Source organism: Gottfriedia sp. NPDC057948, from assembly GCF_042887255.1.
Lineage (GTDB): Bacteria > Bacillota > Bacilli > Bacillales > Bacillaceae_G > Gottfriedia.
Window position 1 is genome coordinate 235,166 of record NZ_JBHVPN010000003.1, and the last position, 22,212, is coordinate 257,377.

General features: G+C 30.6%; 21 protein-coding genes and 1 riboswitch. Of the genes, 7 read left to right on the forward strand and 14 right to left on the reverse strand.

Annotated features, from left to right (window positions below; translation table 11 throughout):
• Window positions 1-761 precede the first annotated feature (761 nt).
• Both ACFVRR_RS07730 and ade read right to left on the reverse strand, forming a co-directional pair.
• A complete protein-coding gene (locus ACFVRR_RS07730) occupies window positions 762-1,001 on the reverse strand; it encodes a cyclic nucleotide-binding domain-containing protein (RefSeq protein ID WP_387326637.1) in 240 nt (79 codons plus the stop codon).
• A gap of 117 nt (window positions 1,002-1,118) precedes the next feature.
• The gene (gene ade, locus ACFVRR_RS07735) at window positions 1,119-2,840 is read right to left on the reverse strand and encodes an adenine deaminase (protein WP_387326640.1); all 1,722 of its coding nucleotides are present in this window, start codon (window positions 2,838-2,840) and stop codon (window positions 1,119-1,121) included.
• A gap of 32 nt (window positions 2,841-2,872) precedes the next feature.
• Window positions 2,873-2,975, reverse strand: a riboswitch (purine riboswitch).
• Between the two features lie 232 nt (window positions 2,976-3,207).
• On the opposite strand from ade, the gene ACFVRR_RS07740 reads away from it, so the two are divergent.
• The gene (locus tag ACFVRR_RS07740; RefSeq protein WP_387326643.1) at window positions 3,208-3,966 is read left to right on the forward strand and encodes a DUF4397 domain-containing protein; all 759 of its coding nucleotides are present in this window, start codon (window positions 3,208-3,210) and stop codon (window positions 3,964-3,966) included.
• A gap of 64 nt (window positions 3,967-4,030) precedes the next feature.
• On the opposite strand, the gene ACFVRR_RS07745 is transcribed toward ACFVRR_RS07740, so the two are convergent.
• Entirely contained in the window at window positions 4,031-5,134 is a 1,104-nt protein-coding gene (locus ACFVRR_RS07745) for a histidine kinase N-terminal domain-containing protein (protein WP_335480822.1), read from the reverse strand.
• A gap of 311 nt (window positions 5,135-5,445) precedes the next feature.
• Between ACFVRR_RS07745 and ACFVRR_RS07750 the strand changes: the two genes are divergently transcribed.
• Window positions 5,446-5,835: a YueI family protein gene (locus ACFVRR_RS07750; RefSeq protein ID WP_387326646.1), complete on the forward strand. Its 390-nt coding sequence runs from the start codon at window positions 5,446-5,448 to the stop codon at window positions 5,833-5,835.
• A 63-nt stretch (window positions 5,836-5,898) separates the two neighbouring features.
• Here ACFVRR_RS07750 and ACFVRR_RS07755 read toward each other — a convergent pair whose 3' ends face one another.
• A complete protein-coding gene (locus ACFVRR_RS07755; RefSeq protein WP_387326649.1) occupies window positions 5,899-7,248 on the reverse strand; it encodes a hemolysin family protein in 1,350 nt (449 codons plus the stop codon).
• A gap of 493 nt (window positions 7,249-7,741) precedes the next feature.
• Here ACFVRR_RS07755 and ACFVRR_RS07760 point away from each other — a divergent pair, with 493 nt between their 5' ends.
• Window positions 7,742-8,203: a MerR family transcriptional regulator gene (locus tag ACFVRR_RS07760; protein ID WP_387326652.1), complete on the forward strand. Its 462-nt coding sequence runs from the start codon at window positions 7,742-7,744 to the stop codon at window positions 8,201-8,203.
• A 128-nt stretch (window positions 8,204-8,331) separates the two neighbouring features.
• Window positions 8,332-8,523: a hypothetical protein gene (locus ACFVRR_RS07765; protein WP_098948676.1), complete on the forward strand. Its 192-nt coding sequence runs from the start codon at window positions 8,332-8,334 to the stop codon at window positions 8,521-8,523.
• A gap of 44 nt (window positions 8,524-8,567) precedes the next feature.
• On the opposite strand, the gene ACFVRR_RS07770 is transcribed toward ACFVRR_RS07765, so the two are convergent.
• The 4 genes from ACFVRR_RS07770 to ACFVRR_RS07785 form a co-directional block, all read right to left on the reverse strand.
• A complete protein-coding gene (locus ACFVRR_RS07770) occupies window positions 8,568-9,125 on the reverse strand; it encodes a hypothetical protein (protein WP_387326656.1) in 558 nt (185 codons plus the stop codon).
• Between the two features lie 444 nt (window positions 9,126-9,569).
• On the reverse strand, window positions 9,570-11,441 hold the full coding sequence (locus ACFVRR_RS07775; RefSeq protein WP_387326659.1) for a hypothetical protein: 1,872 nt from the start codon (window positions 11,439-11,441) through the stop codon (window positions 9,570-9,572).
• Complete coding sequence (locus tag ACFVRR_RS07780) at window positions 11,431-13,344, reverse strand: hypothetical protein (RefSeq protein ID WP_387326662.1); 1,914 nt, start codon at window positions 13,342-13,344, stop codon at window positions 11,431-11,433. Before ACFVRR_RS07780 ends, ACFVRR_RS07775 begins: the two co-directional genes overlap by 11 nt.
• Before the next feature lie 333 nt (window positions 13,345-13,677).
• Window positions 13,678-14,163, reverse strand: coding sequence for a GNAT family N-acetyltransferase (locus ACFVRR_RS07785; protein WP_387326665.1), 486 nt, complete (start codon window positions 14,161-14,163; stop codon window positions 13,678-13,680).
• A gap of 155 nt (window positions 14,164-14,318) precedes the next feature.
• Between ACFVRR_RS07785 and ACFVRR_RS07790 the strand changes: the two genes are divergently transcribed.
• Window positions 14,319-14,804 (forward strand): Hsp20/alpha crystallin family protein, encoded by a 486-nt coding sequence (locus ACFVRR_RS07790; RefSeq protein WP_176522583.1) that lies wholly within the window; start codon window positions 14,319-14,321, stop codon window positions 14,802-14,804.
• 115 nt (window positions 14,805-14,919) lie between these two features.
• On the opposite strand, the gene ACFVRR_RS07795 is transcribed toward ACFVRR_RS07790, so the two are convergent.
• Complete coding sequence (locus tag ACFVRR_RS07795; RefSeq protein ID WP_387326670.1) at window positions 14,920-15,504, reverse strand: SCO family protein; 585 nt, start codon at window positions 15,502-15,504, stop codon at window positions 14,920-14,922.
• A gap of 171 nt (window positions 15,505-15,675) precedes the next feature.
• Here ACFVRR_RS07795 and ACFVRR_RS07800 point away from each other — a divergent pair, with 171 nt between their 5' ends.
• Window positions 15,676-16,629, forward strand: coding sequence for an MBL fold metallo-hydrolase (locus ACFVRR_RS07800; protein ID WP_387326673.1), 954 nt, complete (start codon window positions 15,676-15,678; stop codon window positions 16,627-16,629).
• Between the two features lie 45 nt (window positions 16,630-16,674).
• Here the strand turns inward: ACFVRR_RS07800 and ACFVRR_RS07805 are convergent, their stop codons facing one another.
• From ACFVRR_RS07805 to iadA, 4 genes are all read right to left on the reverse strand, one after another.
• Window positions 16,675-17,517 (reverse strand): DegV family protein, encoded by an 843-nt coding sequence (locus ACFVRR_RS07805; protein ID WP_387326676.1) that lies wholly within the window; start codon window positions 17,515-17,517, stop codon window positions 16,675-16,677.
• 223 nt (window positions 17,518-17,740) lie between these two features.
• Window positions 17,741-17,926 carry a twin-arginine translocase TatA/TatE family subunit gene (locus ACFVRR_RS07810; protein ID WP_088072957.1) on the reverse strand — a complete coding sequence of 62 codons (186 nt, stop codon included), beginning with the start codon at window positions 17,924-17,926 and terminating at the stop codon, window positions 17,741-17,743.
• Between the two features lie 171 nt (window positions 17,927-18,097).
• The gene (locus ACFVRR_RS07815; RefSeq protein WP_387326679.1) at window positions 18,098-19,144 is read right to left on the reverse strand and encodes a BMP family lipoprotein; all 1,047 of its coding nucleotides are present in this window, start codon (window positions 19,142-19,144) and stop codon (window positions 18,098-18,100) included.
• A gap of 292 nt (window positions 19,145-19,436) precedes the next feature.
• Complete coding sequence (gene iadA / locus ACFVRR_RS07820) at window positions 19,437-20,603, reverse strand: beta-aspartyl-peptidase (RefSeq protein ID WP_387326681.1); 1,167 nt, start codon at window positions 20,601-20,603, stop codon at window positions 19,437-19,439.
• 205 nt (window positions 20,604-20,808) lie between these two features.
• Between iadA and trhA the strand changes: the two genes are divergently transcribed.
• Complete coding sequence (gene trhA, locus ACFVRR_RS07825; RefSeq protein ID WP_387326683.1) at window positions 20,809-21,435, forward strand: PAQR family membrane homeostasis protein TrhA; 627 nt, start codon at window positions 20,809-20,811, stop codon at window positions 21,433-21,435.
• A gap of 38 nt (window positions 21,436-21,473) precedes the next feature.
• On the opposite strand, the gene ACFVRR_RS07830 is transcribed toward trhA, so the two are convergent.
• Window positions 21,474-22,178 carry a lysophospholipid acyltransferase family protein gene (locus ACFVRR_RS07830; protein ID WP_097979338.1) on the reverse strand — a complete coding sequence of 235 codons (705 nt, stop codon included), beginning with the start codon at window positions 22,176-22,178 and terminating at the stop codon, window positions 21,474-21,476.
• Window positions 22,179-22,212 lie beyond the last annotated feature (34 nt).

Here is a 22,212-nt window from a genome sequence, read left to right on the forward strand (position 1 = left end):
TAAATCCAATTCGAACAAATGTAAACTGGTAAACGAAATATTGTTCAATTCAGTTTTTAGCACTTTGTTTCGTTTTCAAAAAAACAATAAGAAAAGATCGCGATTTCCAAGATCTTTTCGATTTCTTTACTTCCAAAACGGTTACTACAATACCTTGCCGACTAAGTTTGCATAGCCATTTTCATAGCGCTTCAAGAGTTTGATTGCTAGTTCATGTTGTAGTAACTCTTTCACCAAAATTAAAATCGGTACATATGGTCCGTCTAGTGTTTCAATGATTTCATCGCCATCGTCATCGAGCACAATGAAGTAAATCCTTATATTCGTCTACTAAGCCATTCCCATCTCAATCAATCATCCATATATTTTTAGAGCATGGTCGCGCGTAATTGGCATTATAAAGCCAGCAACTTTGGCTTCAGGATCGTAAGGCTTCCGTAATGATTGGTATCCACATTACTAACATCTTCATTACTATTTTCTGTTTTGTTTGCAGGTACTTTGTTTGATTTTGGTGGCTTACTGCTCGTACCTGTCGTCTTCCCTAAATTTTTCATAAAAGATCTGGATTTTTGATTTATATCACAAATTGACATCAATCTATTTGGTATTCTTTTTTTAGAAATACAAAACAACAAAAATCTTATGGAGGTATTAAAATGAATCAACGATTTAATGAGTTCTCTAAAATTAGTGAGATTGTTACTGAATTCCCAAAGGCAAGTGATCTATTTCGAAATAAACCAACATGAGGAAACATCTCACCAGTTCGTGGTACAAAAAACAATTTGTTCTCTACCCGACAGAGCAGATATATGTATTTTTATTTTTCCATAGTGTATAAAAAACACTCGATCAAGTTTTTCACCTTGCAAAAAGACAAATGATTTTGCTTTAAATAATCTCATATGTGAAATATCCACTATCGATTGAAGCTCTTCATCCGAAAGATCTTTAAAAAGTGGTTCTCTTTTAAAATGATTAAAAATCACATCTGACATTCAAAATACTCCTCTATAAAAAATTCCTTCTACTTCGTTAAATACAAGTATTTACCTATCGCCTTTATATAATTAACAAAAAAAGACCCCTGTACAAGAGTCTTCATTTTATTCTATTTATTCACCAGGAAAAACCGGAATAAATTTAAATTCATTTACATTAAATAATCCTTTAGTCGTTAGTTTTATACTCGGAATAACAGGTAGCGCTAGAAATGCTAATGTTAAGAAAGCATTAAATGAATTGTTTGGTCTAATTTTAAGTAATGATTTTTCAATTTGATGTAAACCTGCCTCTACTTCTTCAGCAGATTTATTACTCATTAAACCGCCAATCGGTAATGATAATTTGGCAATTACTTTTCCAGATGATACGACTACTATTCCACCGTTCATTTCTTCAATTGTTTTAGTGGCAAGGTACATATCATGATCATTCATACCGGCAACGATTAATTGATGTGAATCATGAGCAATGGTTGTAGCGATTGCTCCGTCAATTAAATTTAACCCTTTAACAATTCCTAGACCAATCTCTTTTTCAGAATGATAGCGATCTATTACTGCTATTTTACATAAGTTTTCGGCGACACTTGGAATAAAATGAGTATCTTCACTTGATAATTTTTCAATTAAATGGTTTGTTACGATACTATTCGGATTAATTTCAATTATATTTGCTAGCGTTTTAGAGTCTGTTTTTAATTCAAGATCTTCAATTTTTAGATCTCCTAAGCTTACTTTAGAATCAATTAAATTTGACTCTTCATTTTTAATAACTTTACTTATTTGTTTGTTTTTAACGATAAACTCATTTTTACACCAAACATCCGCAATTTCTACTAATTCTAAATCGTTTAAAAATACAAAGCTTGCTTCATACCCAGGAGCAATTGCACCCTTTTGTTTTAAACCATAGCATGTTGCTGGATTTAATGTTGCCATTGAATAGGCAGTCACTGGGTCAACTCCATATTTGATTGCTGTTCGAATACAAAAATCAATCGAACCCTCTTTCATGATATCGTCTAAATGTTTATCATCAGTGCAATACATAATTCGCTGTGCATTTCGATCATTTACTGCGGGTAATAAATCCTTTAGATTTCTTGCAGCGGATCCTTCTCTAAATGCTACATATAACCCTGCTCTAAGTCTATCCATTACTTCATGAACATTTGTACATTCATGATCTGTTGAAATACCTGCATATGAATATGTGTTTATTTCATTTTTAGTTAGTCCAGCTAAATGACCATCGATCGGCTTTTGATAAGCGTGAGCTAATTTTAATTTATCGATCATTTGTTTTTCCATCGACATAACTGCAGGATAATCCATTACTTCAGCTAATCCAAGTACTCTAGGATGTGTCATAAAAGGCTCCAAATGTTCTGCATAGAGTATGGCTCCCCCACGCTCTAAAGAGGTTGCAGGTACACAGGACGGTAACATAACTCTAACGTCTAACGGAATATTTTCTGATGCGTCTAACATAATTTTTATTCCATCAACTCCAGCAACATTTGCGATTTCATGTGGATCGCAAATAACAGTCGTTACACCATGTGGTAGCACAGTTCTCGCATATTCACTAGGTAAAACCATCGATGATTCGATATGAACATGGGAATCAATAAAGCCTGGTGATATATATTTACCTTCTGCATTTATTACTACATTAGCTTCATAATCACCTATTCCAACTATTATTCCATTTGTAATTGCGATTGAATCTTCTATAATTTCTTTCGTAAAAACATTTACTATTTTCCCATTTATGATTAAAAAATCAGCCTTTTCAGCTTTTGTTGACGTTTTCATTTCATGTAAGTTCATGTTTGTTTCCTCCTAAATATTTAGGAGAGAATATGCTATGTCATATCTCTCGTAGTCAAACTATATCGGCAGCTTGGTAGATACTCTTGGACCGGTAATTTCCAAAATTATACGAGCGTATTAAGAATCTCTTTATTTTTTAGTGATTCAGACTTTCTTCACACTGAATCATTTAATTTAAAGTAAATGAACTTAATTAGCTACTATTTAATTGTAAAAAACTATATTGATAGTATTCTATTAAATTTTGACACTAAAAAGCAATAACTATTTTAAGGGTTTTAAATATAAAATAATTCATAATATTCTCGTTAATGAATACTATTTTAAAGGGATCGTAGGATGGTAATCGTAGGAGGTATGTAGTTTGAACAAAGTCGTACAAAAAAATCGAATAAACCCGAATATTTTTAATCATTTTTCATCCTATTCAAAAAAAGAGGACAATTTGTTTCAAGTTAATTTTAACCGATTTGATTCGTTCCAAAGGCTAATAAATAATAATTCACCAATAAGTTTTAAACAGGACAAAATAATAAAGCAAAATTTAGCTTTTATAAGACTCCTTAATGTTTTACCTAAAAAAATAAGCTTAGACATTTATATTAATCGTACTAAATTTATTTCGAATTTAACTTTTAAAGAATCAACTCAATATTTAACTTTACCTTCGGGGGAGCACTTAGTTGAAATTTTTAAAAAGAATGATCAATCAAAACCAATTCATTCAGAACAAATATCTTTACATGCTGAGCAAAATTATACGATTGCTATTGGTCAAAATTTTGATCAAATCTCGCTGTTTTCTTATATGGATAATCACTCCTTGCCTCAAGGAGAAGCTAAAATCCGTTTTATTAATTTATCTCCTAATTCACCAAATTTAGATTTTGCAGTAAAGGCTGGTGAAGGCGACGTTGTTTTCCCAAATGTCCCATACCGAATAGCCTCAGAATATCTGCCTATATCGCCTATGACAGTTAATTTGGAAATAAGATTATCAGGTACGAAAACGATCATATTTCCTCTCTATAAATCAAAGTTTAAAGAAAATATAGTATATGATTTAATTTCAGTAGGGTGTGTTGAAGAGAACCCCAAATTTGAAGTTATTACATTATTTTAGTCGGTTCATAAGAAAAGTAACTTTTATACAAAATAAAAAACTCGGACTTATCATCCGAGTTTTTTTATGCCTCTTTAGGCAACGTTATGTAAAATGCTGTCCATTCATCATCAGAAAAACATTTAATATTGCCATCATGTTTTTCAATGATTTGTTTACATACAAATAAGCCAATTCCAGTACCATGATTTTTTGTCGTAACAAATGGTTCAAAAATTGTCCGTATGCTTTCTTCACTAATTTTAGGTCCATTATTTCTTATTTGAATTTCAATCTTATCCTCTAAATCTGAAACTTGATAATGAATCGTTTTTTGACCATCGTTTTCAGCCAAGGCATCGATTGAATTCATTAATATATTAAGTAAAACTTGACGTAGTTCATTTCTGAAACCTGGTATGTATATTTTTTGAGATATTCCTTCTTGTAAAATGACATTCGAATTTACAATACTTGGATATAAGAATTCAGTGATTTCTTTAAATAAATCATTAATTAAAAAGGATTCCACTATCTGATCATGATCCTTTTTCGAGACATGAAGAAATTGATCAATTCTAAAATTTAATTGATGCAATTCATGATCTATGATGTCTAAATATTTTAATTGCGGATGATCTCCTTTAAGTAATTTTACAAATCCAATAATTGAAGTAAGTGGATTTCTGAATTCATGAACGAAACTAGCAGACATTTGTCCTAAGATTGTAAGTCTCTCTTTGTGAGTCTCATCAATAAATTGTTTTTTCTCTTCAATATCTTGTGTAATAAGATATGAATACTGCTTTACAGTAAAATAAATAAATTGGTCAAAAACATAATTAATTTTATTAATGAGTGGCTGAAGTAGACTAATACTTTCTTCAAATTCTGACAAATGTTTAAATAGTTCACTTCTACCTATATTTGAGTTATACACAAAATCTCCGATGTTAGCACTTGCTTTAGCTCGTTCAAGGGCTATTTTATGTGCCAAATCCTTAACTTGATCTTCATTTATTTTGCCCTCAATAAATAATAATGTAAAGTCAATCAATCTAGTTCCATTAATGATAATCTCGGATTTAAATGGATCATTATCGCTTATTACCGCTTGAGCGACCCAATTCTTTGTTAATGTAGGCATACTTTCCTTTATGAAAGTGCTATACCTACTCTCTATTGACATATCAATAAGGAACACCTCCAATAAAAAATCTATTAATTAAATAGTAACAAATTTTTAAATATTCGTTAAGTAAAAAAATAAAAATTTGTCGAATTTATTACAACAAAGTAATATTTTTTACAATATTCTGTTAAATTGTAAATTAAAATTATGAATATTTCTTTCATTTCACTCAGCACCTGAACTTTTACGATTGTCACTAGTTCTAGTAATAATAAAACTAAAAGTATACAAAAATGTCAATAATATAGTGTGTAGAATAGAATAAAGTTAGATACAATTAAATTATTAAACTGAAGGTAGGTATTTTAATGGCTGGAAATAAAGTTGAAGATTATTTAATTAAAGGTATCTATGGCGAAAAGCAAATAAAAATTGAAGAGCGAAATATTTTTTTAGGAACTATTCGCGAAAGAATTGAAATTGCGTTAACTACAAGTCAAGTGATGGCAAATTCAATTTATCCAATCGTTGAAAAATCAATCAATATAAAAAATGTTACTTTATTATTAAATGGTACACTGCCATATAATACAATTTCAAAATATCTTTTAATGGCAAAGAAAAAAAATATTCCCTTTTCACTAGTCAATAATTTACCCGTCCCTACTCCGATCGGGCTTGTCGTTACGCATAATGACGCAATTGATAAAAATGAAATATTTATTAAAGATGAGCTTTATAAATCAACTAATTTCTAACTAGTTCGGCATGTGAAATTTCTTATAATGTGGATAAAAGCGCAGCTCAATTGTTTTTACAATTTAAGTTGCGCTTTCTTCTTCAAGTTCAGGTTTTTTTACCGGTTCCCGTGTTAATTCAATTGATTTTATATAATGTCCGTCTAACCTAAGCACTTTAAATGTACAGTTATCATATTTAATCGAGTCTCCTTCTTGCACATCAAAATTTTCAGTTAAAATCCACCCACCAATTGTATCAACATCTGTATCATCAATGTCTAAGCTAAAAACATCATTAATTTCACCAATTAAAACTTTACCTGCAATGATGAATTTATTTTCGTTTACTTTACTTATATCCTCTTTCTCATCAACGTCAAACTCATCTCGAATTTCCCCAACAATTTCTTCTAAAATATCTTCAACTGTTACTAAGCCAGAAGTACCTCCGTACTCATCAACTAATATCGACATATGTATATGTTCTCTTTGCATTTTAACAAGTAAATCATGAACTGATATTGATTCAATAACTTGAATGATTGGTCTAATATATTGTTCAAGTGTTTTTACCTCTGCTTCCCCTTTATGAAGAACAAAATCAGTAAAAACGTCTTTAAAATTTATTAAACCAACGACATGGTCCTTATCTCCATCTACAACAGGAAAACGCGTATATTTTTCTGTACTCATAAAGTGAATATTCTCATGAAAAGCTTCACTTAAATCAATTGCAACCATTTCCGTTCGAGGAACCATAATTTCTTTTGCTACTCGCATATTGAAATCAAATATATTGTTCACATACTTAAATTCAGATTGATTAATTTCACCACTTTTATAGCTTTCAGAAAGTAGAATTCTTAATTCCTCCTCTGAATGAGCAACTTCATGTTCTGATGCAGGAGGAAGTCCAAATATTTTTAAGACCATCCTTGCTGAATTATTAAACAACCAAATGAACGGATAGGTAATCTTGTAAAAAAGAATCAAAGCTGGAGAAAACTTTAATGTAATCTGTTCAGCCTTTTGAATAGCGATTGTTTTAGGAGCTAATTCACCAACTACAACATGAATAAATGTAATAATTCCAAAGGATAGTAAAAAAGAGATTGTGCCACTTACTGCAGTAGGTAAATGCAAATCGTCAAGTAATGGATGCAATAATTCATCGACAGCTGGTTCACCTAACCAACCTAAACCTAAACTTGTAACGGTAATACCAAGTTGACAAGCTGAAAGATATTCATCGAGATGCGTTATTACTCGTTTTACAGCTCTCGCTTTTTTATTTCCCTCGCCAATTAACTGATCAATTCTAGAACTTCTAATTTTTACGATTGCAAATTCTGATGCAACAAAAAAGGCAGTAAATGCAATTAAAACAACAACTAATAATAACTTAGTACCAATTCCCAACAATTGAGTCATCCCTCCAATTGGAAGTGAAGGCTATCTTCATAATTAATATTTTTAAATTAGGCTTATCTTAGTATATTCAGTTAAATAATTTGTTATCAAAATTTTTTTTTAGGCATTCTTAAATCAGGATCGAAATGATTTTAGAAAGGTTTTGGATTTCCTGTTTTAACACTCAATATGACTTCTCCTTATTACCATTCTTTACCTTATTTCAAATTTCCTTCCTCAATCAGTGTCTTGCATTATATGCTATTTATCTACTTTATATTCTAAAATTAGTAGAATATTTTGCTAAAAACACCGTAATTATCCGAGTTTCGATAAAAATCAATACAAAAGTAATTAAGTTTACATTTTCAGCCATTTTGAATGTTTAGATCCTATTTATTCTAAGTATTTTAAGAACTTTTGCCGAGTCAACACTAGTTTTGTCAACCTCAAAGGAATGTGCAATTTAATAAAGAATTTTTAATATATAAATTATTTGGAGGAGGAATAGCGTATGTATACAACTTCTCAAGTGGCAGAACAACTGCAATTAACAAATAAAAAAGTATTGTTTTTTTTAAAAAAAGGAAATTTAAAAGTAGAGAAAACTCATAATGGATATTTATTTACTGAGGAACAAATCGAACAAATTAAAGAAATTTATGAAGCTTCGATGCAAACGATTGAACCAAAACAAAATGAAACTGATCAGAATGACATTATTAAAGAATTAACTCAAAAATTAATAATACTTGAAGAAAAAGTTGAAACAAAAGCAAATGAAGTCGTTTCAGTTCAAATTTTGGAACATCGATGTGAAATTGAAGATTTAAAGAAAGTAGTTGTTCAACTTGAAAATCAAGTTGAACAATTAAATGAACAAGTTGCCTTATTAAAAGCGGATTTAGAGGATCAGAAAAAGATTATTACATTTAAACCGAAAAAAAGATTTGCAATTTTATCGATATTCGGATAAAACAAAGCCTTACAAGGTAATTAAGCATGCGTGCATTTAAAAACGTAGAAGAATTTTCTTCTACGTTTTTTTTGCATACTAAAATGAATGTTGGTCAAAAATAAATTTGTATGAAAGGAGGAATTTCCATGCAAAAAAATGCGCGACAATATACCCAGGATGCAACTACTGAACTTAAACACGCAATTGAATGTCTTCAATCTGCATTAGAAACCGTTGAAAAACCACAAAACCACGAAAGAATTGAGCAAGCGCTTCAAGCTTGTCAAACAGCTTATAATCAAACGAATCAGGCAGTAGGTATTCTCGAACAAGAATAGTATGGAAATTGAAAAACTCAGGTCAATCCCTGAGTTTTTCGTACTTACTTATCATAATACATTAATATTTCTTTAAATTCATCTGAGTATTTTAATAACTTAATAGCATGCTTAATATCCAACAAAAATGGTACAGCAATAATATCATCACTAATTTCAAAATATTCATCAATCGGTAAAATTTTAAACCCTGCACTTCTAGCAAACATATATAGTCTTTTATTTATTGTACCAATATACCAATCAGCGTTAGTCTGTTTGGCATGATCATAACACGCAAGTAAAATTTGCTTAAAAAATCCTTTACCTCTATTTTCCCTTGTAATTAATAATTTACCAATCTCATAGATTTCTTCATTTTGAATATATTTAATATATTTGTTTTCGGAAAAATTATAATAATATTTATTTTGATCCTCATTTTCAATATTAAATTTACTAAATTCGAGGGTACCAATTAACTTTTTATCCGGATTACAAATTCCATAACGAGTAACTTCATTACTTCTTACTAAGAAAGGTATTTCGTTTTCTTCACAAAAATCTCCCCAAAGCTCGTTAAATAAATTATTCTCTTCTTTTGTATGAATAACACGAAACACTCTCACTCACCCCTATAATTCCTATATAAATATTCTTATCTTACGTCTATAAACCAACGTTTATACCAAATTTTAATATTGTCTCTTTAATTCTATTTAGTTATTTTGTTAAAAAAATATTTTATTGGCCTGTTTATATATGGCTCTATTGTATGGTAAATTTTAGCTTTTGGCAACGCTTACATATCTAATTATGTATAATTTGTGAAATCAAAATTATCTCATAATTAGTTTTCTAGTATAGATTAATACGATATTGTAAGTTTTCAACCGAAGTATTATTTCGTAATTTATCATATAAACAATGTATCAAAATGTAAAAAACATCTTCGAATAAAAAAATTATGCCCTATGCCATCGATTGGTAAAGGGCACATTAATCTTGTTTTATGGCTTTCTAAATTCAGTTACTATTACAATCGAACCGCAAAGTACTTTTTGGGATTATTTAAGTTCTTCAAGTGTTCTGTTTATTATTTCTACTAACTCCCTTTCACCTACTAGTTCATAAAAATCCTCGCCCTTTTTCTTAGGATAAAACTGAATATAAGTGCCACAACCCGCTTCAAGAACTTTACGATGAACATTACTACCCGGATATAAACAAATCACTTCGTTGATTGGTTTACGCACATAGGTCATTTTTCCATTAACACGTTCAACATACTTTAGTCCCCAGTATTTATACATTTGTTCCATTGCCTTTGTATTCCCTACTGGTTGATAAATATTAAACATTGGACTATATTTAATTTCAAAAATGATCGAAGCAACGTATTCTTTATTATTTTTCCGATAAAAATCTAGTCTTATATCCGGTTTTTTCGACTCTTCACCACTAAAAAAGTTTGTTCCTTTTAACAGTGATACTTGCGGACTTCCCTCGATAATTTCGTTATAAACTAAATTAATGATCCAACTTTTATTTTCAAGAGACACAAATGCTCCATCCATTAACTCATCGTCTTTTATATGCATTAAAATCTGTTCAGCTAATGGTTCAGAATCATTTTTAAATTTTAACTTTAAGAAAATATCGCATAATGAGAAAAAGACAAAGTATTCATATAGTAAAAAAGTTGGCTTATATACAGGTAAAAGCATTTGTTTTTTCCCGTATTCCTTTACTTTTTTATCAAACAAGCTTAAGGAATGAATAAAATTTAAAAATACTTTCGATGGACTAGTTGGATATTTTGAAGTATCAGTATCCGTCGCTATACGAAAGATTCCAATTGTATATTCTCTAAAATAGACTTCATAAAGTTTCTCCAAAGAATTTGTAATTCGTTCTTTTTCTGAAACACTTTTCTTTAATTTTTCTAATTCTAGCTCTTTTAACATTTTTGACTGTCTATATTTAGCTTTTTCTCGATCAGTAATTGAGCCGTTCCCAACTACATTTTGCATCATTTTTTCTATATCCTTCACTTGAAAATCGATTTGATCCATTTTATTTTTGTCTTTTACTAGTTCATATTTTACAAAGGTTAGTAATGTTTCAATTGTAAGTAGAAATTTACGAACTTTATTTTTAGCATATTTTATCTCATCGATATAATTTTCTTCTTGAACAACTGGTTGCATTGTTAAATTAGTTGCATTTGAAATGGCTGGATGCATTAAAGTCCATCTAATTGTATTAAAATCTAATTTTTTTACCTGCCTTTTTAATTCATATTCCTTTTTTTGTTTCCGCTTCAATTTACTTATAAACTGCTGGATTGCAACTAGTAGTCTTTCTTCATTTGACTCGATAAATCGAATAATCGGCCAAAAATACATTGTTCCATTTTGAGTAAATGAAGCTGAAGATTTTTTAAAGTATTGCGAGTCATTCATTATTCCATTTATTTGTTGATTTAATGTTGAATGCATCCACTCTAATTGATCATAATCTAAATTTTTTGGTACTATTTTTATCATTCCATAAAATTGTTGTTCTTGATAAATAATACAAAATTCATAATATCCGCATCTCCAAGGATAAGCATTCTCGGTTTTACCATGTTCGTATATTAATATTTTTCTTTTTTCTGAAGTAAAAATAAACTGCTGATCATCCAGGTTTTCTTGTTGAAAATGATAAAGATTATTCCAAACGAACGTAATTTTACCGTCAAATTCACCATCGACTTGAAATAAAAATCTTTTTAATTCTTGTATTTCATAGGCAAATAAGTAAGCCTCTTTTGGGTTCATTGTAAGTGCATCAAGAGATATTTTTTCCTCTTTCCCCCTAGTTCCGACAAGAATTGCAATCGTAAATGGGAGATAAAGTGGCTCAAAAATTTCCGGACTATTATTAGTTGACATATCCATCAATCTCCAGCTGCTTTCTTTTCTTTTTCAATTCTTTAATAGAATACTCAAAGTCAGAAATTGATCTACCTAAATTAGATTTCATAACCATATTTAGTAGCCCTTCCTGCTCGTTCCCTTCACCTGTACCAATTAATTCTTCTAAATTAGCAAATAATCCCCTAACTTTCGTTAATACGCGTTGCTTAACAAAGAGATCGATCGCTTCTTTTCGTTCGAATTGATTATGGGAAGGTAGAGTAGGTATGTTAGCTAAATAATTTGATAAATCTTTAATCATACGTGGAGAGATGATTCGCTCACTTAGTGAATGTTCAACGATTTTATTAAACTCATCAAAAAACTTTAATTCATCACTTGTAAGCTCAGATGCACTTAAAGTTTTCTTTGTCCAATTACTATAGTTTTCTGCATTAATATATATTTGTGGTACAGTTTCATAAATATTTTCATTATTCATCTTTTCTGCATAATTTACGAATGAAGTTGACCTAAGTGAGATTATATTTACACGATCTAACAGTCTTAAAGAAAACTCACTTGATGTTTCATCAAAGTTAACGGTTCCAACAAAAATTATATTATTACCGATTTTTACTTTAGGCTTATAATATTGATTAATGACTACGTTATGATCATGGAAAAGAGTAATCACTCTCTTATCCTGAGGCATTTCTAAAATTGATAGAAATTTACTAAACCAATGTTCAATTTGAGAAAGATTCATTTCATCAAAGATCACCATATACATCCTATGTGGAAATTGTTCAGCCTCAATCAATAATTTCGTTAATCCAGTCTCAGAGTCTATATAAATCCCAGTAGTCGGATTTAAATAACCTAATAAATCATAATGTTCGCGATAAGATGGTGAAATTGGAACAAATAATAACTCCTTACCAAATTCAAGCCCCAAAGTTTCGCCATAAATACGTGCTAATTGAGATTTCCCAGTACCACTTACACCACCTAAAATTGTTAGAGCCTGAAATTTACAACATATATGAAAATTAATAATATCTTTTTTTTCGTATAACAAGCCTTGCTGCAAACAATTTTGGTAAAATCGTTCAATAAAAGCATTTTCAGTATCATTTCTCCATTCAATTGGAAAAGCCTGTTTCTCAGTAAAATCTTGCGTATAAATTAGTTCTTTGCATTCTTTTTTAAAGTTTTTACACAACTCTTCCCACTGTTTTTCGGGAATAAAATAAATTAAATGATTTAAATGAATAAAGGACTTTTTAAGTTCATCTTCATCATAATCTTGAAATGTAACTTCATTTTGTTTTTCTAAATAACTAATATCATTCATCATCGATTTTAAAAACAAATTACCATATAGTCTATTTTCATAAAAGACAAATTCAGGTTGATCAAATTCATTAAAATATTTTGGCAGATGAATTGGCAAAGAACCTTTTATAAGTCGGTTTTCGACCTCTTCACGCTTTCCCTCTCCCCTAAGTTCAATGACAGGCAGTAGATGGTAAGATGTATCCCGTTTTCCATCAAAAAACTCAACTAGATCTGCTGTGACTACTTCATTTGCGTATTCAAGACGAAACATGACTAATTTAGAATCAAAAATTTTTTTTAATCCTTCAATTATGTCATCTTTTTTCTTACTTTTAATTAGTGGTTTTATTTTACTTTCATTATTTTTATTTGCAGTTGTACCCACAAACAAAACATCTTGAGTTGAAAAACTAGCTTTTAGCTTTGATGGAATTGGTGATAAGCACTCTACATAAAAACGAATATGATCCTCATCTTCATAGAAAAGTAAGCTCTGCTTCTCTTGGTCCACTACTCTTTCTGTAACAATTTTTCCAAGGAATAAAAAGTTGTGAATTTTTTTGGCTAATTTCTGGGTCAATGCGCGTTTTAATTTCAAAGTCATTTCCCCCACTTTCCGACATTTCTCCTACATTTTACGTTCATAGTATAGAAATTATGAATAATACGGCCTTTTTACAAATAAAAACACCCAGGTAAACCTGAGTGTTAAACTACCTGCCAGACGCTCGTTTTCTTCGTTACTTCGCCTATCTGAGTGCCCATTTTTCGTCTAAGGTAACTCCGCTCCTCACTAGGCTTCGCGCTGCGAGAGACAAGCGCTTGCAATTAGTTCGATCTTCAAGCATTTAGTACTTTATCTACAAGCTGACTGCCAGGTAAAATTGAGTGTTTTTTATTGCCGATATTTTTTTAAAGTTTTGTAATTGGGTTATAGCATTAATTGATAATATACAATATCCAGCCATTGATTAAATTTCTGGCCTACTTTATAAAAATGACCTACCTTTTTATATCCTAATTTCTCATGTAATCTTTCGCTTACTTCATTTCCGCTAGTAATACAAGAAATAATTGTAAAGTGACCTAATTTTTTGGCAATTTCAATCATCTCAGTCATTAATGCCTTCGCTAGTCCTTTTCGACGATGATCTGGATGAATATAGACAGATAGTTCAACCGTATGTTTATATGCATCTTTTTCCTTAAACTGTGTAAGTGAACAATATCCAGTTGCTTGACCATTTTCTTTGGAAACAATTACAGGGTAAAGCTCGTTATGGTTGGCAAACCACTTTTGCATTTCTTCTTCTGTTTTTATTTTCATATCAAATGTTGCTGTCGTGTTTAGAATTGCATCATTATATATTGTTACAATTTCTAGTACATCTTCTTTTGTTGCAAACAGTATTTCCATTCTTCATCCTCTTCTCACGGTTTATCTTTCCATCCATTGTACATGACAAAAATTGATTTTCAACATTCGCATAAAAAAAACATTCCATCTAAACATGCACAGTGTTTAGGCTCCTTACATATACTGCGTTAGTCGGAATGATAGGAGGTATGAATATGAGTGAAAAAGAAAAAAACAACGCTCAAGATGAAAAACAAAGTCATTCATCTATTGATCTTCAACATTATTTAAAAAAGGTGGATGATCTAATAGATCAGTCGCCTATTAGAGGCCTTTTTGATGAGATTGATAAATTCTTTCATAAACATGGAGTTTTTTCCTCGATCGGTGTAGAGATTATTGAAAACGGTGAGGAATTAATCATTCAGGCAAGTATGCCAGGTGTAAGTAAAGAACAAATTTATATGGACCTTGAAGGAACAATCCTAACAATAGGCTTAAAAACTGATACGACTACTGAAGTACAAAACGATCAATCAAATTATTCCTATAAAAAATATTCTTATAGCCAATCTCAAAGAGTCGTAAAATTACCTTACCCAATTAATGCAACAACAGCTACTGCAACATACGAAAACGGTATGCTTGTCATAAAAGGTACAAAATCACCTGAATACCAAAAACAAATCTTTTTAGACTAAAAATTTACACTGCAGACAACACAATTAACTAAATTCAAATAAAAAACTGAGTATCTTTTAGAAACTCAGTTTTTTATTAAATAAATAGAAAATCTTTTTACTTAAAGAGCAAGCTTTATTTCCCTGTCAAAGTTTCAATATCAGATAAAATCTCATCAAATGGCACATTACTTACACCACTATAATCTTTAACGATTTTTCCGTTTTGATCAATTAAATAAAATTTAGTACCATGGATAACTTGTGAATTGTTTTCAGGTTTTTTAACAATCGTTTTAAAGTTTTCAGATGCAAATTTTTCAATGTGTTTTTGAGAATATCCAGTTAAGAAATTCCAATTACTAAAATCAGCATTAAATTTATTTGCGAATGTCGTTAATAATTGTGGCGTATCAACTTCAGGATCAATACTAAATGAGATGAAGTCTACATTTAACTTCTTCTCTGCAGCCTTTTGTTGAAGTTTTGCCATATTTGCTGTCATTGGCGGACAAACTGTTTCACAACTTGTAAATATAAAATCTGTTAGCCAGACTTTTCCTTTTAAATCTTTTGTCCCAAAAGTTTTACCGTCCTGGTTAGTGTATGTAAATTTTTCTAAATCCCAATTTAAAGGATTATCAATTTTATTTCCACAGCCACTTAATAATGCCAGACATAAAATCATTATTAATGTCACAAATACCATATTTCTCTTCATACTTATCCCCCTACGCAAGCATTGTACTTGTCCATTGTATCAAAAACAGATCGTTTCTTTCTAATAATTTAAACTAATTAACATATATATTTAAAATTTTTCAAATGATATTTTTACAAAGTAAAGTTAAACTAAACATATTGATAAAGAATCTTGAAAGGATGACTGATAATGGCAAATAAAAAATATGAAAATTTAGACACGAGTTATCGTAAAACTTTTAAAGATTTTATCAAATGTGGAATCGAAAGAAGTAAGACAAAAAAGGATTATAGTAGTGTAATTCAACAATGTAGTCATAAAAAAATCTCCTTTTTAAAGGAAAATCGTGATAAAACAACAATTACTTGGATTGGACACTCTACTTTTTTAATTCAAATAAAAGGAGTCAATATATTAACTGACCCTGTTTATGCTAATCAAATGGCTTTAAAAAAACGATTGTCAGAACCAGGAATTCTTATATCAGAATTACCTCCAATAGACATAATTTGTATTTCTCATGGTCACTATGATCATCTAGATTTTAATACATTGCGACATTTCCCTAAAAAAACACGATTCATTTTACCGATTGGCTTAAAACAAAAATTTGTTAGTAAAGGCTATAAAAATGTCCATGAAATGAAATGGTGGGAGTCAAAAGACTTTTTAGGGATCAATATTGCATTTGTACCTTCTCAGCACTGGACGAAAAGAACTTTATTTGACAGAAATAAATCACATTGGGGTGGATTTGTATTCAAAACGTCCAATGACTGTATATATCACGTTGGTGACAGTGCTTATTTTTCAGGATTCAAAGAAATCGGTAAAAGATTTAAAATTGATACAGCAATTATTCCAATCGGAGCATATGAACCTGAATGGTTTATGAAACACAACCATATGTCACCTGAAGAAGCTGTTCAAGCGTTTTTAGATTTAAACGCGAAGTTATTTATCCCAATGCATTACGGAACATTTAAACTTGCAGATGATACTCCTTTAGAGGCTCTAGAGCGATTATGTTCTGAATGGAAAAGGAAAAAAATAAAACCCGAAAAGCTTAAAATTTCATTACTTGGTGAAACAATTCATCCCTCAATCGTAGGAAATAAAAAAGAAGAAGCCATTACCTATTAAGCTTCTTCTTTCTTATGTTAAAAAATGAAATGTTGAATAGTAAATTTATTCAGCATAAAAAACGAACCCAATTGCACCTTTTCCTGTATGTGTACTAATTACTGGAGTTGTATAATCAGTTTCATCTAATTCAAGGTTCGTTAGCTGTTGTATTGATTTTCTAAGATTCTCTGCAAGCTCAGGTGCATCTGCGTGTGCAATTCCTACACCTTTTATCGTTTTTCCAAGTGTGTCTTGTTCAAAATATTTAGTTAATGTTTTTACTACTTGCTGGTGGCTACGCACTTTACCAACTGGAGAATAAACTCCACCTTCAAGTGATGCAATCGGTTTAATATTTAGTAAAGACCCAATGAAGGCTTTACCCTTTCCAATTCTTCCACCTTTAACTAAGTTTTCAAGCGTATCTACCATGATATATAAATACGTACTATTTTTAATTTCCGTAAGTCGGTTAACTATGTCTTCAACTGTGGATCCCTCTTCAGCCATTTGTGCTGCCTCAATGACTTGAAAAGCCATCGCTCTTGTAATAAAAGCTGAATCGATTACTGTTACATCACCTTCAACCATCCCTGCAGCTGCACATGCGGTTGAATAAGTACCACTTAAACCGCTGGATAAGTGAATTGAAATGACTCTACTTCCATCGGCTGTCAATTTTTCAAATGTTTCTACAAATGTTCCTACAGCTGGTTGTGATGTCTTTGGCAATTCAACTGATTGTTGCATTTCATCAATAAATTGCTTTGGAGATATATTAACCCCATCTAAATATGTTCCACCATTTATTTGAATTGTTAAAGGAATGACTGTTATATTTAAATTTTCAATTTCTTCTTTTAATAAGTCGGCCGTTGAGTCAGTTACAATCTTAATGTTTGCCAATCAATTCACATCTTTCTTCTCTAAAATTCTACAAAATTTGCAAAGCAAATTCATTATATCATTTTTACTATAAGTTAACAGTAAATATTAAAGTTCCATTAAAATTTCAAAAATTGTTTAAAAATCATATTGACATGAGGGGATTTTTCAGTTATAAGAGGGACAAGTTGAGGCTTTTGAATTCAAAAAAAAACCCGGTACTTTTACCGAGTCTTTTACTGATTTATTTGTTGTTCTTTTCGTCTTTGTCTTCTAAAAGATCATTTGTTAATCCTTGTGTAGAACGCTTAAATTCTCTAAGTGTATCACCAAATGCTCTTCCGATTTCAGGTAATTTTTTTGGTCCAAATATAATTAATGCTAAAATTAAAATTAAAATTAAACCTGGAAAGCCTATGTTAGCCATTATTTTCCCCCAACTTCCATCCACTATTAATAAGTAAGTACCAAACTTTCCTTATATAGTAATATTGTCAAAAATTTGTTCATTCGTCAAATAATTTCAAGGAATTTTAATAAATTTTAATAACTTATTTAGTTTTAGTTTACATAATAATATTATCAGTTCAATTTATTATTATTAAATTAATTTTTCTTTAAACTGTAAATACTCTTCTTTATTACTAGGTACTACTAAAGCACCACTTTGAATTTTATCTTTGTATTCATTAACCTTTACTAATATTGGGTCCTCAACATTATTATCCGCTAGTATTAATTTTATACCATCTTCATTTAAACCATAAATTAATGTTTTACCACCATGAAATTCATTCGATTTTGCTTGTTTAGCTAAATCATATACTGCCTGATCAATTTTTTTCACAAGTGAAATAAGAGTTACGTTTTCAGGTAAACCGTGTTTATACTCATTACGGTCAGCCCCTATTACCCATACTTCCCTTTGATTTGATCTCCTAATCTTTTTTGCAGTAGTAAAAACGCCTTTACTTGTTAAACCTGCTACAGGAAAAATTATATCAACGTCTTTCATAAAAAAGTCATTTGCTATTCTTGAACCTATTTTATAGTCATTAAAGGTATTTGAATAGGCTGTTACAACTTCAATTTCTTTATTTACTGATTTTACTCCAGAAATAAATCCATACTTATATCTGTTAATAATTTCATTGTCGTCTCCACCGATAAATCCAATTTTTTTTGTTTTTGTTTTCATTGCTGCTATTACACCTGCTAAAAAACTTCCGTCTTGTTCAGTAAAATTAATACTAATTACATTTGGTTGGTCAACTCTTGAATCAATCACACCAAATTTAGTACTTTTATTGTTTTCTGCAACTTTATTCAATACAGAAGATAAATTATTACCTATTCCAATAATCAAATCATAATTTGCATCAGCCAGTTTAGTAATTTTCTTCTCAAAACCTTTAGTACTACTTGTTGTAATGTATTTATAATTCTTATCTTTTTCTAAATTTTCCTCTTTTGCAAATTTAGTAATACCTTTCATAGCAATTGAGTTTACATAACTATTATTTTTACCGTTTGAATTTGAGACAATCCCAATTTTGAAAGTATTACTAGACTCTTGATTATTACTGCAAGCCGAAATGACGACTGCTATTATCGAAATTATGATTAATGCAGTCTTTTTTATATACAAATCATTCACCTCATTCGAATACAATTATTTCTAGTATGAATTTTCGATTATTGTTTTATTCGTTGAAAAGAAGAGGGATTAGGAAAATGAGGGTATTTGGATCTAAAATTTATAAAGCAGGAGGTACATATACCTCCTGCTTTCACATTGCAAAAAAAGCATTCTTATTATAATTTTAAAATTTTCGTAAAAGGAGTTAAGTGTTGTTGATTTCCACTACAGGATGCTCGCTTTCCAATCAGAAAAGCAGGAATACTTAGTAATTCCTGCTTTTCTACCAATTAGGCTATATTCATTCAAATGTTCCTTTTACTAATACTTCTTTATCTTGCATCATAATTTTTCCTTTAGAAATAACTGCTTCGATTTCTAGCGTGGATTTATTTAGGAAGACTAAATCTGCATCGTATCCATTTTTGATTTGTCCTTTTTGTAATTTTAATATATTGGCTGGGTTTTTAGTGATTACGCTAATTGCATCTTCAATCTTAATGCCTTCATTTATAATTGCGTCTTTTACTTCTTTATATAAACTGATTACTCTTCCAACCTTCATACCTCGGAGTATTCCTTTTTCATCAAAATCTGGTAGACTACCCTGTCCATCAGATGTAAATGTGATTTGTTCAATGCTTACACCTGAATTGAGCATTCTTTTCAATCCTACGCTACATTTGACTTCACCATTATTCAAAAAGTGTGGGATCGAGCTTGTTGTAAAGTCAACAAACCCTCCTTTTTTAGCAAAGTTAATTCCTGCTTCAAATAAATAGCTATTGCGGTTAATATGTGTTGGGTAAAATTGAGTAATTGGTAATTCGGTTTCTTCAACAATCTCCTCGATCATTGATAACATTTTTTTACTATCTCCAATATGTACATTCACGACGCCGGACTTTCCTGAAAGCAAGCCCCCATTTCGAGCTTGTGCAGCTATTCTTGCAAATTCTTCCTTTGTCGGTTGAGATGACCGATGGTCCGAAATCGCTATTTCTCCAACACCGATAATCTTATCAATCAGGATGATGTCTTCCTCAATCTTAGAAAATAACGTTTTGACAGGTGTTTGGTACGAGCCTGTATAGACAAATGAAGTAATTCCCTCTTCTTCTAATGCTCTACATTTTGCAAGTAGACTGGCCATTGTTCTTGTTGTTCCATCGGTACCAATTACTCCTACTACGGTGGTGATTCCTCCTTTAATACAATCAGACAACAATAATTCTGGTGTTCTTGTTTTAAAGCCACCTTCACCTCCGCCACCAATAAGATGCACATGAGCATCAATGAAGCCAGGCACAATATAGTAGGCAGATGCATCAAATATTTGTAAAGGAACCGAAGATGAGGTAATGTCTATTTCTTCATGAACATACTCAATTTTTTCATTCGATATTAAAATATCGTTTTTACCTATTGACTTTGGGGTAAAGATTTCGCCATTTTTTATGAGTAACATATATACCTCCGATTGGATCATATTGTTTAAATTCAGATTACCATATCTGTCTGTTTTATGATTCATTTTGCTTTTAGAGCAACTGTATAAAATGATCGATCAAAATATACATACAGCTATAAAATATTGAAAACATTAAATCTCTAGATTTGTTCATAATACTCTCATAGTTAAAAATGATTCAATTAAAATAGGAGGCATTTTTATGAGTAGAGCAATGAAAGAAGAATTAGCAAATGCTATTACTCATGGGATTGGTGCAATACTGAGCATCCCAGCACTATATTATTTAATTAATAAGGCTATGCATAAAGGGACACCCTGGCATTTTATTTCCTTTACAGTCTTTGGTTTGTCTATGTTACTACTTTATATTTGCTCAACATTGCTTCATAGCGTTAGAGACCCAAAGCTAATTAGGCTATTTACAATTTTAGATCACTCAGCAATTTATTTATTAATCGCAGGAACTTATACTCCATTTTTACTCGTAACTTTAAGGGGTAGGATTGGCTGGTCCTTATTTACAATTATTTGGGGCTTGGCAGTTTCAGGTGTAATCTTTAAATTTATATATGTTAATAGGTTTGAATTATTTTCGACCATTGTTTATTTAATTATGGGTTGGTTAATGATGTTTGCAATTAAGCCTATTTATGTAGGACTATCTGGAATAGGATTTTTCTACTTATTATTAGGAGGGCTATTTTATTCGATTGGCACAATTTTCTTTCTAGTCAAACGTTGGCCATATAGTCATGCAATTTGGCATTTATTTGTATTATTAGGTAGTGCATCTATGTATTTTTGTATATTTAAATTTGTTGTTTAAAAAAAGCGCTTCATTTTAAATGAGCGCTTTTAGTTTTATTATTCAATCATCTCTTTAATATAGTTCGTTAATTCTTTGGCATCTGTCATTCCTATTTGTTCAGGATAAATTGGTGGAAATACTTTAAGTGTAACATTTGCTGGTTTAATACGATTACCATTAGCTTCTAAAATATTATAAGTCCCTTCAATTCTTACAGGAATAACTGGAACCCCTGATTTCGTTGCTAAATGTAGGCTCCCTGATTTAAATTCACCCATTTGACTGCCCTTACTTCGAGTACCTTCTGGAAAAATAACTAATGAATGGCCATTTTTAAGTTTATCAACGCCTTCTTTTATAGCTTTAAGTGATTGTCTACGATCACTTCTGTCCATAAATACACTATGCATTTGTTCCATCCAGTCTGGTACAATCGGCAGTTTTTTTAATTCAACTTTTGCAATGAATCCAATAGGCTTATTTAAATATCCTAATAATAGTGGAATATCAAAATTACTTTGATGATTACTTACAAATAGGACTCCCTCGTCTCTAGGAATATTTTCAATCCCTTCAACCTTTACTTTACTACCAGTACAGCCAATCATCATTTTCCCGAAATAATCAGGAAATTGGTGCATTAGACGGTCTTGCTCATGTACAGGTAAATCTTTTGGTATTTTTTTTACTGATGATAATTTTAGCTTTGCTTCAATTACACCAACTACAATGCGTGTTGCAGCAAATATTGTGCGAAACATATTAATCCTCCGATAGTTGAGTATGTTAATTATT

Coding starts and splice junctions, on each gene's coding strand:
- iadA (WP_387326681.1), bottom strand. CDS start 20,603: ATGTTACTCATAAAAAATGGCGAAATCTTTACCCCAAAGTCAATAGGT.
- ACFVRR_RS07830 (WP_097979338.1), bottom strand. CDS start 22,178: ATGTTTCGCACAATATTTGCTGCAACACGCATTGTAGTTGGTGTAATT.
- ACFVRR_RS07730 (WP_387326637.1), bottom strand. CDS start 1,001: ATGTCAGATGTGATTTTTAATCATTTTAAAAGAGAACCACTTTTTAAA.
- ACFVRR_RS07785 (WP_387326665.1), bottom strand. CDS start 14,163: ATGGAAATACTGTTTGCAACAAAAGAAGATGTACTAGAAATTGTAACA.
- ACFVRR_RS07755 (WP_387326649.1), bottom strand. CDS start 7,248: ATGACTCAATTGTTGGGAATTGGTACTAAGTTATTATTAGTTGTTGTT.
- ade (WP_387326640.1), bottom strand. CDS start 2,840: ATGAACTTACATGAAATGAAAACGTCAACAAAAGCTGAAAAGGCTGAT.
- ACFVRR_RS07790 (WP_176522583.1), top strand. CDS start 14,319: ATGAGTGAAAAAGAAAAAAACAACGCTCAAGATGAAAAACAAAGTCAT.
- trhA (WP_387326683.1), top strand. CDS start 20,809: ATGAGTAGAGCAATGAAAGAAGAATTAGCAAATGCTATTACTCATGGG.
- ACFVRR_RS07750 (WP_387326646.1), top strand. CDS start 5,446: ATGGCTGGAAATAAAGTTGAAGATTATTTAATTAAAGGTATCTATGGC.
- ACFVRR_RS07800 (WP_387326673.1), top strand. CDS start 15,676: ATGGCAAATAAAAAATATGAAAATTTAGACACGAGTTATCGTAAAACT.
- ACFVRR_RS07795 (WP_387326670.1), bottom strand. CDS start 15,504: ATGAAGAGAAATATGGTATTTGTGACATTAATAATGATTTTATGTCTG.
- ACFVRR_RS07775 (WP_387326659.1), bottom strand. CDS start 11,441: ATGTCAACTAATAATAGTCCGGAAATTTTTGAGCCACTTTATCTCCCA.
- ACFVRR_RS07745 (WP_335480822.1), bottom strand. CDS start 5,134: ATGTCAATAGAGAGTAGGTATAGCACTTTCATAAAGGAAAGTATGCCT.
- ACFVRR_RS07765 (WP_098948676.1), top strand. CDS start 8,332: ATGCAAAAAAATGCGCGACAATATACCCAGGATGCAACTACTGAACTT.
- ACFVRR_RS07760 (WP_387326652.1), top strand. CDS start 7,742: ATGTATACAACTTCTCAAGTGGCAGAACAACTGCAATTAACAAATAAA.